The following is a 12,503-nucleotide window of genomic DNA, read 5'->3' on the forward strand; positions in this document are numbered from 1 at the left end:
AGTTCCTCCCATGGAAATATAAACCAAAAAAACTTGGAAATCCAGTCACATTTGACTGAATTCCAAGTTTCGGTTTACTCATTGCATACTCAGCGCGTCGCGTCTATCCTAACATCATCCGGTCATCCGCCAGCTTATGTCCGCTGATGGCCTCAAATTCACCGAGAAGCCGCTCTACGGTCAGATCCTGCTTGCGGTCCTCATCAATATCAAGGATGATGCTGCCCTTGTCCATCATGATCAGCCGATTGCCGAGACGAATAGCCTGCTCCATGTTATGGGTAACCATAAGTGTTGTCAGGTTCAGCTCGCGGACAATAGACTTGGTCAGCCCAGTGATTAATTCGGCTCGTGCAGGGTCTAGTGCAGCCGTATGCTCGTCCAGAAGCAGAATCTGCGGATGTGTGAAGGTCGCCATGAGCAGGCTAAGTGCCTGCCGCTCTCCGCCGGAGAGCAGTCCTACCTTGGCTCTCAGCCGGTTCTCCAGGCCAATGCCAAGCCGGCTCAGTTGTTCACGAAACAGGGTCCGCCGTGCAGCCGAGACTCCGAAGGACATTCTGCGGCCCTGGCCTCTTTTGTAGGCAATCGCCAGATTCTCTTCGATCGTCATATGCGGTGCCGTACCGGCCATAGGGTCCTGAAATACCCGGCCAATCCAGCGGGCCCGCTGGAACTCTGGCAGTGCGCTGATCGGGCTCCCCTCAATGCGTACTTCCCCAAGATCGGGTTTCATCACACCGGAGATGACATTCATGAGTGTGGACTTGCCTGCACCGTTGCTGCCGATCACAGTCACAAAGTCACCACTGCGGAGCTCAAGATCAATACCGAGCAGCGCTATTTTTTCATCCGGGGTGCCCGGATTGAACAGCTTGGATACCCTATTAAGCTTTAGCATCGGCTGCCCCCCCATTCTTGTTGCCCAGCGCCTCATGCACAAGTTCAGCACTGCGTCTGCGCGCGATTCTCTTCTGCTTCATGAAACGTTGAACCGAAGGGAACACCAGTGCAATAATGACAATGATCGCAGTGATCAATTTAAGATCCGAAGCCTTCAGCCAGGGAACCCGAAGTGCCAGCGCTACAACAATACGATAGACGATAGAACCCAGAATTACTGCAAGGGTTGCCCGGAATACATTTCCGGCTCCAAAGATAGCCTCGCCGATAATAACCGAAGCAAGTCCAATGACGATCATTCCAATACCCATAGTAGAATCAGCAAATGCAGAGTATTGGGCTATCAGCGCACCCGAGAGCGCCACCATTCCATTAGCCAGGCTGATGCCAAGGATAGTGGTGCTATCCGTATTCACCCCGAAGCTTCGAATCATTCGGGAGTTGTCGCCAGTGGCCCGGAGAGCAAGCCCCAGATCGGTATGCAGAAACAGATCCATCAGGATTTTTACCGCAATCATCACAATGGGCATGACCAGAAGCGGATTAATGGAGGTAAATAAAGAATCCTCACCCATGATCGAAACGTTAGGTTTATCCAGAATCCGCAAATTAATGGAATACAGTGCGATCATCATTAATATTCCGGACAAGAGTCCGTTGATCTTCCCCTTCGTATGCAGAAGTCCGGTACACATCCCTGCTGCCATACCGCCTCCAAGTGCACATATAGTGGCCAGCCATGGCGAGTAGCCGTGCGTAATCATTACTGCGGCAATGGCTCCCCCCGTTGTGAAGCTGCCATCCACAGTCAAATCCGGAAAATCAAGAATACGGAATGTAATATATACACCTAGAGCCATAAAAGCATATAACAAGCCCATTTCCACGGCTCCAATGATTGAATCAAACATCGCTGACTTCCTCCCTCAAACGGCAAGGGGTGGTCCTGTGCCGGAGTCCCCCCATTGATATATCTACCATTTATTGAATAATATTTGTATCCGGATCCGAGACTTTAGCCTTCATAGCATCCGTAACTTCTATCCCCTGTGCTGCTGCAGCTTTTAGGTTCAGAATAAGGTCCAGCTTCTCTTGCATCGTTACCTTCATGTCTCCCGGATTCTTGCCATTCTTCAACACTTCCACAGCCATATGTCCTACCTGGTAGCCATGGTCATAATATTTGAAGCCCACGGTTGCAAAAGCCCCCTTCTCCACCGTATCACGGTCAGCGGAGAAAAATGGAATTTTGTTGTCATTAGCAGTCTGAATGATCGTGTCCACAGCGCTTACTACCGAGTTGTCCAGTGTGATGTACAAGGCATCCACACGGCCAACAAGCGATTCTGCCGCCTGTTTCACTTCAGAGGTGTTGGTAATTGCCGCTTTAACCAGCTCGATGCCATGCTTGTCCAGCTCGGTCTTGGCAATGTTAGCCATAACCACAGCATTAGGTTCCCCTTCATTAATAATGAGGCCCAGCTTTTTGACATTCGGGAACTGTTCGGCAATAAAAGTCATCAGTCTTGTGATTGCCTCAGGGTTGGTGTCTGATGCCCCGGATACATTCCCCCCGGGATGATCGAGATCCTTGACAATCTTCGCGTCTAGCGGGTCGGTAACCGCTGCGAACAGGATGGGTGTATCCTTGCCTTCTGCCTGAACTACAGCCTGTGCAGAAGGAGTTGCGATCCCCAGCACGAGGTCATTCTTGTCTGCCGCAATCTTCTGGGCGATTGACAGGTTATTGGACGAGTCTGCCTGGGCGTTCTCCAGGTCAACCTTCAGATTCTTGCCCTCTACGATTCCGGCATCCTTCAGTGCGGCCAGGAATCCTTCCCGGGTAGCATCCAGAGAAGGATGCTCGACATACTGGGAGATCGCTATTTTGTAAGTTTTGGAATCTGCTTTTCCTGAATTCGTACTTCCTGAATCCGCACCTTTATTATTGTTAGTCCCGCAGGCAGTAACCGCCAGCATTGCACATAGACTTAGGCCGAGCCATAATTTTTTTGTTTTCATCCTATATACCCCTCTTCTTTTTACGGATTCAGCGCGTGCCTCAATGGTAGCGACTCAGCAGTAGTGCTTTTATCTTTAAAAGCATTAAAGCATAAGCTGCCGCGAAACCCGCATCTAAAACGTAAATATAATAAGCTTATCTTATATAAAGGTTCATTTTCCGTCAATCACTTATGACATGACCATTTTTTACAATATTACTCCGTGGTTAAATAAGGTTCGGCTTCTCCGTTTGATCTTGACATTGATTCCCTTTATCCCTCCCTACATAAAAAAACGCTCCCTGCACAAACTTAAATTACAGTTTGAACATGGAGCGTGACATGATGACAACAAACAGACCCGCAAAATCGATTGCTGCAGCAGCTTTGCTGTCTATAGCCATTATAGCTAATACTGCTTGCAGCTACAGCACAAGCGATCAGAAACCAAAGGTCAATACTGTAACACCTGCAGGATCACTTTCAGGCAGTTACTATGAAAAAGCTTCATTCACCGACAGCCACGGTAAATACTGGATTCCTCTGAAACCAGCGGCCTCTTCGATCGGTTACCGGATGAAGGATGATACCTCCAGCGGGGGTTATGCCAAAATCGGCTATACCGATGTAATGTACATGCTGCATCCAGATTCTACGCAAGTATTCTCCTTGGGACAAAAGATAAAGTTGCCGGATGCTCCGGTACGCCGAAACGGTCAAATTTATATCACACCTACTTCACTATCCAAGCTGCTGCAGACCGAAGTAGGGTGGAATCCACGTACCGGCGAGATTAACGTGGCTCCCCCCTCTAATAAGGTGGACACTGCAGGAACCAGTAATACCGAGGAAGCAAAACCATTGCGTATTCAAAGCCTGTCCGCAACAGACAGCAGAGAGCTTGTTGCCTATGCCAAAAAGTTCCTGGGTGTCCCGTATGAATTCGGCGCAGGGCCTTACGAGGAAACCAAGCGGTTCGACTGCTCTTCATTCACCCGTCATGTCTTCAAGAAATTCGGAGTCGACCTTCCCCGTTTAGCTAAGGACCAGGACAATCTGGGCAGACGGGTAAGCCGCAGCGAGCTTGAGGTTGGAGACCTGATTTTCTTCACAGTCCCCGGACGCTTTGCGAGTGATGCGGTTCCGGGACATGTCGGTATCTACATCGGAGACGGCAAATTTATTCATACCTGGGGTGATCCGGGGGTCCAGATCAGTGATCTGGACAGCGGCTATTGGAGCCATGTCATGCTTCATATGCAGAGAGTTCTCTAACCGGCAGCAGCTGGGTACCCAACAAGATGCAAGGAGATCAGGCCTTCGGACAGCCGAGGCCCAAGATCCCTTGCATTTTTTATGCCGACTGAGTCCCAGGTCTAACGGACAAAACCTTTGAACCGGGTTCCCTGATAGCTAAGCTGGCCCTTATCCCCCTCGACAATCAACCCGAACTCCTGGCTGGGCACTATCAGCTCCACACGGTTGCCATCTTGAAATTGAAAAGTGACATAATACCTGGTGTTTGCGCTGGAATCACCCGAGCCTCCCCATACCTCAGTACGTTTCGTGACGGCTGCGGCTTGTACGGAGAGCAGCGGACTTGCGTTGTTAGTTGACCAAGCCTTCAGTGATTTGAAGATAACAAAGACAAAAACTCCTATGATCAATATAAACATAAGCTTCATGAACAAAGGCATTTCCTGAATAAAACTCTGAAATCCGCTGCGCTGCTGAAAATCATCAAAAGCGCCAAAACTGCTCCATCCATCCAAAATGTATCACTTCCTTCGCAAATTTATCTTAAAAGGTCTGTTTTACTACGATTTACGCAGTATAGCTAGTCTGGTTTCATTATTTCCTGTCTACTAAGCCAGATTTCAAGCAAAAACGCGTTACCGCTAAATACAGCGTGAACGCGTTTTAAGGTAATACCTGATGATTCATACTGTTGTTCCAAAATGAGAGGTTCTACCGAAACATCCCCCATAGCCGGATCAGATGAAACGTATTATTGGGGTCGATCTTCTGGGCAATTACAAATTTTACAATTTGATCTTCCTGGGTTGAAGTCAACTTCTCCCCCATTACTGCCGAAGCATTTCGCACCAGTCTGCGCACCACCGCAGTATCCTGAAGCTCTTGCTTGGAAACTCCGTTGATCATATTCTTAATTCGTTCTTTAACAGCCGGATTTTTCATCTTCAGCTTGATGCGATCCACCAGCTGGGGACTGATTCCAAATTGCTGATAGCCCACGCGCAGCACCTCCTGTCATATTCCAATCATTCACAGTATATGAGAGTAAGGTGACACATGTGCCTAATTAAATTAATCTATTAAGTCCCCTTGAAAAATCTGCTCATTCTGCAAGTAGCTGCGCAGTGCCGTATAGTCGGTCGAGGTCCAGAAATCCGTTTCCTTCAGCAATCCGGCAGCATCATCCCTGGCTTGCTCCAGCACCTCAAAGTCGGCGGTCATGTCAGCCAGTCTGAACTCTGGCAGCCCGCTCTGCTTGGTTCCAAAGAAGTCACCCGGACCGCGCAGCTCCAGATCTCTTCGTGACACCTCAAAACCATCATCTGTATCCGTCATCGCCGTCATACGCTCACGTCCGATTTCAGATTTCGGATCCGCTACAAGCACGCAGAAGGATGCATGCTGGCCCCGCCCCACCCGGCCGCGCAACTGATGCAGCTGAGACAGTCCAAAGCGGTCTGCGTCCATAATGATCATTAGTGTGGCATTGGGCACATCGACACCGACCTCTACAACCGTTGTGGAGACCAGCAGCTGAACCTCATTACTATAGAAGGCCCGCATGACTTCGTCCTTTTCACCAGGTGTCATCCGGCCGTGCAGCAGACCGACCTTATAATTTGGAAACGACTGCGACATTTGAATATGCAGATCAATCGCGTTCTGCACGTCCAGCTTTTCCGATTCCTCAATCAATGGACAGATCAGATAAGCCTGCCTGCCCTGATCGATCTCACGGCTGACCAGCTTCAATACCCGCTCCATCAGATCAGGTTTCACCCAATAGGTCGTGATCGGTACACGTCCTTTAGGACGCTCAGAAAGTGTGGACACATCCATATCGCCGAAGACAGTAATCGCAAGCGTACGAGGAATGGGCGTTGCCGTCATCGTCAACACATCCGGATTGTAGCCTTTGCGGCGCAGAATACTGCGCTGGTTGACGCCAAAACGGTGCTGCTCATCCGTGACCACCATCCCCAGCCCACGGAAGAAAACATCTTCCTGTATCAAGGCATGGGTGCCTACCACAATATCGAGCATACCCATTTGCAGCGAGGCCAGCAGATCCTTCCGTTTACGTCCGCTCACACTTCCTGTCAGAAGCCCCACCGTTATCCCAAATGGCTCAAACATCTTGGTGAGTGAGCGCATATGCTGCTCCGCGAGAATCTCAGTAGGGACCATCAGTGCCCCCTGATATCCGGATTTCACGGTGGCATACAGGGCGATTGCCGCAAGAACGGTTTTGCCGGAGCCCACATCTCCCTGTAAAAGCCGGTTCATACAAGACTTCGAACGCATGTCCTGGAGGATTTCCAGCTCCACATGCTTCTGTGCATCCGTCAGCTCAAACGGCAGACTGCGGACAAACTGCCGGACTGTGGCGTTGTCCACCGTATGCACCACTCCATCCATTCTGCCGCGGTTTAGCACCCTGAAGGCCTGAACCTTAAGCTGGAACAGAAACAGTTCTTCATATACCATCCGCCGCCGCCCTTGCTGGCCTTCACGTGTATCCTCTGGCTGATGGATGGTGGCGATTGCCCGTTTACGGGACATGAAATCATATTTCCGTATGATCGTATGCGGGAGAATTTCTGGAATAAGCTCCCCATACTGCTGCAGTCCCTGATGAATCATCTTGCGTATCCAAGACTGCGTAATCTTGCCCCCCACGGAATAGACCGGCTGTAGGGTGCCTATTTTGCCTTCTCCCCGGTCAGTAAATTCATAATCGGTTACAGTAATCGCATTTCGCTTCTGGTCCCATTTACCGGTAATTACGATTTCACGCCCCACTGTCAGCTGCTCACGCACATAATGCTGGTTGAACCAAGTAGCTGTAAACATCCAAGGCTCAGCAACCATTTTGCAGCTCAGACGGGATTTGCCCCCAAAACGCTGCAGGACAGGGATGCCAATAACCTTAGCGACCAGAGTAGCCTTGTCGCCGTGTTTGATCTCACTCAGAGAGCGGGGGCGGAAATCATCATAGCGGAATGGATAATACTCCAGCAAATCCTTCACCGTAAAGACGCCAAAGGCGTGAAGCTCATTTTGCTTTTGAGCGCTCACGCCATTTATTTGTTTCACTTCGATTGAATCCAAAGATAGTCCCATATTCATCCCCTATTTACGCGGGCCAAATGAAAACGGCTAAGGTACCGTTGCCGACATGGCTCCCTACCACAGGACCCACATTGGTCAGCACTTTCTCTTCCAGGGTGAAGTGTCCGGCCAATTCCTTAAGGAACTCTTCGCCGGAAGCCGGTTCAGCCGTATGACCCACGGCCACGTTGATTTTGTCCACACCCGGCAGATCCTTTTTGAACAGCTCGATCATGCGGGCTACAGCCTTCTTACGGCCTCTTACCTTCTCGACTGCATAGATAATTCCTTCCGCATCAATGGACAAGATCGGCTTGATGTTAAGCAGTGTCCCCAGAAATGCGGAGGCTTTGCCGATTCTGCCGCCCTTTTGCAGATATTCCAGTGTATCGACCAGAAAATACAGCTTGCGGGATTGGCGGAGATTCTCCACTCTTGTCAGAATATCTTCCGGGCTATGGCCCTGTGCAGCCAGTCTCGCTGCCTCAACCACCATAAATCCGAATCCATAGGAAGCGGAGAGAGAATCGACTACAGTAATGGATTCTCCTTCTTCTTCCAGCATGGATTTAGCCAGAACAGCCGATTGATACGTACCGCTAAGACCGGAGGAAATATGAAACGATAGAATCCGGCCACCCGGTACACGTTCCTGAATCCCCCGGTACACGTTCATATACTCAACCGGCGATGGTTGAGAAGTGGTCGGAAGCTGCGATGAACGGGGAAGGCGTTCGTAGAATTGCTCCGGCGTCATATCCACATTATCCCGGAATGCCTCCCCGCCGAACATCAGGGTCAAAGGAACAACCTCAATCCCATACGCTTCCGCCATGGACGGCGGGATATCGGAAGTGCTGTCGGTGACAATTACGGTACGATTCATGGATTTCCTCCCCAAACTATGATTTGGCAGACATAACGGCAGCCTTGGTTAAGGACGCTACAGCTGATTCTGCTTAAGACTATATAAGGAGTAAGTGTAGGCCTACGGTTCGACGGAGAAAAGGTAATAATACAGCGGCTGGCCGCCTTCATGGACCTCAACTTCCACCTGCGGGAAGGTTTGTTCAAGCCAGTTTTCCAGTGATTCCGTAACCTTCTCCTCCGCTTCAGCACCGGTCAGAATGGTGACAATCTCATCACCGTTCACAAGCATGCTTGTGAGCAGCGCCTGGCTTGCCTCCAGCAGATCATCGGCAGCGGATACAATCTTCGAGTTGGATATCCCGATATACTGTCCGGATTTGATCTCCAGTTCCTCGATCACCGTATCACGGACCGCATTGGTGACTTGCCCTGATTTTACCTGGGAGATTGCTTCCAGCATGTTGCTTGTATTCGTGTCCACCGCATCGTCCTCCTGGAAAGCAAAGGCGGCAGCAATTCCCTGCGGGATGCTTTTGCTTGGAATAACGGTAATGTCACGTTCGCCTTCGAGCAATTCCTTGGCCTGCTGGGCGGCAAGCACAATGTTCGAGTTGTTAGGCAGGATGTAAATATGTTTCGCAGAAATGGATGAGATCGCATTAACGAAATCCTCGGTGCTCGGATTCATCGTCTGTCCGCCGGATAGAATAGCATCTACCCCAAGGCTTCTGAAGATATCAGAGATGCCTTCCCCCGAAGACACGGCAATGAATCCGTACAGGGCCATATCATCCGCGGGTGGAACCGCAGGTGCCTGCACACTGCTCTCTTCCTTAGGAATATCTGCAAACACCTCTGGCATAGGTGCAATATCCATTCCGGCGGATAGAAGATCACGGTGCTGCTCGCGCATGTTAAGGATATGAATTTGCGTAATTTCACCGTATTGGAGCGCCAGATTCAGCACTTCGCCCGGAGTCTTGGAATGTACGTGCACCTTGATGGTTTCATCATCCGATATGACGATAATCGAATCACCATTCACTGCCAGCGCTTTCCGAAAAGATTCCTCATCAAAATTGGCTTTTATAGAATTCCCGAGCAACCGGTTGATAAAAAACTCCATGTCGTATAAAAATTCAATGTCTTCCGTAGACAGCTGGGATTGTGCAGAGGACTGCACGGAGGACAATACATTGTCATGTTTGGTCAGCACTGCCGGTGCCGCAGCTGGAGCAGGAGCTTGTCCTTGCGCAGTAGCGGGTGCTGCTATGCTTCCATTTCCCATCAAATGTTGAAGGAAGCCCTCATAAATGTATACCAGCCCTTGACCACCGGAATCGACTACCCCTACCTGCTTAAGAACAGGCAAAAGCTCCGGAGTATTGGCTAACGCTTCTTTGGCTTTGGCCAGAACCTCAGTCATCAGTTCGGTTACATCCGTCGTGCGCCGGGCATAGTAGACGGCATGTCTGGCAGCTTCCTTGGCAACTGTAAGTATCGTTCCCTCTACCGGTTTGACTACCGCTTTGTAGGCTGTATCCACCCCAGTCTGCAGCGCTGCTGCGAACTGCTGCGTGTTCAATTCATCGTATTGGGCTGCATACCGTCCAAGACCCCTGAACAGCTGTGACAAAATAACGCCGGAATTCCCCCGTGCGCCCATCAAGAGACCTTTAGACAATACTCCTGCACATTGGCCAACGGAGGCGGTATTATTTTTCTTCAATTCGTTCGAGCCTGCAGTCATCGTCAAATTCATGTTGGTTCCCGTATCACCGTCTGGTACCGGGAATACATTCAGGGAATTGACGTGCTCTGCATGCTGCTGCAGCTTCTCCGCTCCGGCGAGTACCATTGCGGTAAAATCTGTTCCGTTTATAGAACGCTTACTCAATGAGAATTCCCCTTCCTAACTTCATGCCTAATCAATTCTATGATTAACTGGACATAATACACTAATTTATATTGTACTATAAGAGCCAAAAGAAATAAATGTTTTTGAAGCGGTTGACGAAGCAAATTTTGCTGTGATATTATATTTAAGTATTGTTTTACGCAGGTGTAAGTAACAAGGAGGTGTAATCTATGTCCCGCAAATGTACTGTAACTGGCAAGAAACCGGGCAGCGGCAACCATGTATCGCATGCGAACAACCGCAACCGTCGCTCTTGGGGAGTTAACGTTCAGAAGGTCCGTATCCTCGTGAACGGCAAACCGAAACGCGTGTACGTCAGCACCCGTGCTTTGAAAGCCGGCAAAGTTGAACGCGTTTAGTCTTGGATTATCCTAAGACCTAGCGATATCTCATATGAAGCAAAAAGCACCCTTTACATATGTAAGGTGCTTTTTTTCATGTTTTCTTTTCTATTCCGTCTTCAACTTTTCTGAAACGTGTTCAAAATCGCTTTAACAAAACCTCCCAAAAATCTTGGCAGCTTGAACGTGTAAAATTTCATCATTAACCCTCCCATCAATTCATGCCGTACGGTAGGAGACTTTCCTGGCGTGCCGCTAACGTAACGAATGCAGACCTCCCTTATTGAATAAGAAGAAACGATTTTGCCGTCCTCCGAAAGAGGCGGTGTTTTTGTTTCTCAAAAAATAGAAAGTTAAAGGTTATAGCGGAACATACACTTTCGAATATTCAAAAAAAGGCTACATGAGGCTTCTGCTCATGTAACCATATTTATGCGTCAGTAACTTGGCCTATACCATTAGATCAAATGTGTCGCTTACGTTTAACGCAGGGCTGCCTCAGCCGCTTCTCGAATGGCCTTGATCGCAGCAGCACGGTCACTGTGTCCGAACACTGCATTTCCGGCCACCAAAACGTCCGCACCTGCTCTAGCAACGAGCGGAGCGGTTTCTTTGGCGATACCACCATCTACTTCAATCCGCAGAGAGGTGTGATTTACTTCCCGGGCCCATTCCCGGATCTGGCGGATCTTCTTCACCGTGTGCGGTATAAACGATTGTCCTCCGAAACCGGGGTTCACAGTCATTACTAGCACCATATCTACATCTTCAAGTACCTCTCTTACAGCTGCTGCGGCTGTACCCGGATTAATCGCCACACCAGCCATTAGACCAAGCTCCTTGATCTGGTGCACTACTCGGTGAAGATGAACACAAGCCTCGGCATGCACTGTAATAATGCCTGCTCCAGCGGCTGCAAACTCAGGGATATAACGCTCCGGATTCTCAATCATCAAATGGACATCAAGCGGCAACGTTGTGTGTGCTTTTACTGCTTTTACAATCGGGGGTCCAAGGGTAATATTCGGCACAAAATGGCCGTCCATGACATCCACATGAATCCAGTCTCCGCCGCTGGCTTCGGCTTCTGCAACCTCCGCACCCAGTGCGGCAAAATCGGCTGATAGTATCGATGGTGCGATTGTTATCATAGGGTTAGTACCTCCGCTTTTTATCTTTCATTTCATTGTAAAACAGCTTGTAATGGTCATACCGGCTGCCTGCGATCTCTCCCGTATTCACAGCTTGAATGACATGGCAGCCCGGTTCATGCAGATGGCTGCAGCCGCGGAATTTGCATCTCTCAGCATACGAAGCAAATTCCCTGAAGCAGGTGGACAACTCCTCCACGCCCAGTTCCAGAAAATCCAACTGGCTGAAGCCGGGTGTATCAGCTACAAAACCGCCGTTGCCGATATCCATCAACTCCACATGGCGGGTAGTATGGCGTCCTCGGCCTAATCGAAGACTGATCTCTCCCGTTTCGAGTTCAAGGCCAGGGACAAGGCGGTTCAGCAGTGTAGACTTACCGACACCCGATTGGCCGGAGAAGACACTGATCATTCCAGCCAGACGGTTCCGCAGCTCATCGCTGCCGGAGCCAGTAAGCGAACTGGTGACCATCACTTCGTAACCTATGCGCTCGTACAGCGCTTTGACAAGCGCTGTGGCTTCTCCCTCATCGTCAGCCAGATCCTGCTTCGTCAGCACAATGAGGGTCTCCAGACCGGAGTGCTCAATGTGAACCAGAAATTTATCGAGGAGATTCAGGTTCATGTCCGGCTCGCGTACGGAGAATAGAAGCACCGCCAGTTTGACATTGGCTACCTGCGGACGGATCAGCTCGGACTCCCTTGGAAGCAGCTCATCGACCATGCCTTCCCCATTTTCGGTCAGAACATATTTAATCCGGTCTCCTACAAGCGGAGCAATCCCTTTCTTCTTGAGGATTCCCCGCCCCCTGCATTGCACAGCCTCTTCCTCAGTAGCAATCAATCCTTCACGGAGCGGCTTAACGTAATAATAACCGCTTAATGCTTTGATTATAATTCCTTCAGGCATACATCATGAGCCGTCCTCTCCTGATATTGCACAAATGACCCA

The 12,503-nt window shown here is 49.7% G+C and carries 13 protein-coding genes; 2 read left to right on the top strand and 11 right to left on the bottom strand.

What is annotated here, in order from left to right:
* Positions 1–103: 103 nt before the first annotated feature.
* The 3 genes from A3844_RS02450 to A3844_RS02460 form a co-directional block, all read right to left on the bottom strand.
* Complete coding sequence (locus A3844_RS02450; RefSeq protein ID WP_074106497.1) at positions 104–898, bottom strand: ABC transporter ATP-binding protein; 795 nt, start codon at positions 896–898, stop codon at positions 104–106.
* The gene (locus A3844_RS02455; protein WP_074088611.1) at positions 885–1,811 is read right to left on the bottom strand and encodes an ABC transporter permease; all 927 of its coding nucleotides are present in this window, start codon (positions 1,809–1,811) and stop codon (positions 885–887) included. The genes A3844_RS02450 and A3844_RS02455 overlap by 14 nt, the downstream gene beginning before the upstream one ends.
* A 70-nt stretch (positions 1,812–1,881) precedes the next feature.
* A complete protein-coding gene (locus A3844_RS02460; RefSeq protein WP_074106498.1) occupies positions 1,882–2,922 on the bottom strand; it encodes an ABC transporter substrate-binding protein in 1,041 nt (346 codons plus the stop codon).
* A gap of 323 nt (positions 2,923–3,245) precedes the next feature.
* Here A3844_RS02460 and A3844_RS02465 point away from each other — a divergent pair, with 323 nt between their 5' ends.
* Positions 3,246–4,178, top strand: coding sequence for a C40 family peptidase (locus A3844_RS02465; RefSeq protein ID WP_244169663.1), 933 nt, complete (start codon positions 3,246–3,248; stop codon positions 4,176–4,178).
* A gap of 101 nt (positions 4,179–4,279) precedes the next feature.
* Here the strand turns inward: A3844_RS02465 and A3844_RS02470 are convergent, their stop codons facing one another.
* From A3844_RS02470 to A3844_RS02490, 5 genes are all read right to left on the bottom strand, one after another.
* Complete coding sequence (locus tag A3844_RS02470) at positions 4,280–4,675, bottom strand: DUF2500 domain-containing protein (protein WP_244169664.1); 396 nt, start codon at positions 4,673–4,675, stop codon at positions 4,280–4,282.
* A gap of 196 nt (positions 4,676–4,871) precedes the next feature.
* Positions 4,872–5,159 (bottom strand): stage VI sporulation protein F, encoded by a 288-nt coding sequence (locus tag A3844_RS02475; protein WP_074088608.1) that lies wholly within the window; start codon positions 5,157–5,159, stop codon positions 4,872–4,874.
* Positions 5,160–5,231: 72 nt separating this feature from the next.
* On the bottom strand, positions 5,232–7,283 hold the full coding sequence (gene recG, locus A3844_RS02480) for an ATP-dependent DNA helicase RecG (RefSeq protein ID WP_074106500.1): 2,052 nt from the start codon (positions 7,281–7,283) through the stop codon (positions 5,232–5,234).
* Positions 7,284–7,296: 13 nt separating this feature from the next.
* Entirely contained in the window at positions 7,297–8,157 is an 861-nt protein-coding gene (locus A3844_RS02485) for a DegV family protein (protein WP_074088606.1), read from the bottom strand.
* Between the two features lie 102 nt (positions 8,158–8,259).
* On the bottom strand, positions 8,260–10,038 hold the full coding sequence (locus tag A3844_RS02490; protein ID WP_074106501.1) for a DAK2 domain-containing protein: 1,779 nt from the start codon (positions 10,036–10,038) through the stop codon (positions 8,260–8,262).
* Positions 10,039–10,229: 191 nt separating this feature from the next.
* Here A3844_RS02490 and rpmB point away from each other — a divergent pair, with 191 nt between their 5' ends.
* On the top strand, positions 10,230–10,418 hold the full coding sequence (gene rpmB, locus A3844_RS02495; protein WP_019911441.1) for a 50S ribosomal protein L28: 189 nt from the start codon (positions 10,230–10,232) through the stop codon (positions 10,416–10,418).
* Positions 10,419–10,519: 101 nt separating this feature from the next.
* Here the strand turns inward: rpmB and spoVM are convergent, their stop codons facing one another.
* The 3 genes from spoVM to rsgA form a co-directional block, all read right to left on the bottom strand.
* Positions 10,520–10,600, bottom strand: a complete 81-nt coding sequence (gene spoVM / locus A3844_RS02500) for a stage V sporulation protein SpoVM (RefSeq protein ID WP_020431362.1) — start codon at positions 10,598–10,600, stop codon at positions 10,520–10,522.
* A gap of 282 nt (positions 10,601–10,882) precedes the next feature.
* On the bottom strand, positions 10,883–11,551 hold the full coding sequence (gene rpe / locus A3844_RS02505; protein WP_074106502.1) for a ribulose-phosphate 3-epimerase: 669 nt from the start codon (positions 11,549–11,551) through the stop codon (positions 10,883–10,885).
* 4 nt (positions 11,552–11,555) lie between these two features.
* Entirely contained in the window at positions 11,556–12,461 is a 906-nt protein-coding gene (gene rsgA, locus A3844_RS02510) for a ribosome small subunit-dependent GTPase A (protein ID WP_074088603.1), read from the bottom strand.
* Positions 12,462–12,503: the final 42 nt, after the last annotated feature.

Source organism: Paenibacillus helianthi, assembly GCF_001909055.1.
Taxonomy (GTDB): Bacteria; Bacillota; Bacilli; order Paenibacillales; family Paenibacillaceae; genus Paenibacillus_AQ; species Paenibacillus_AQ helianthi.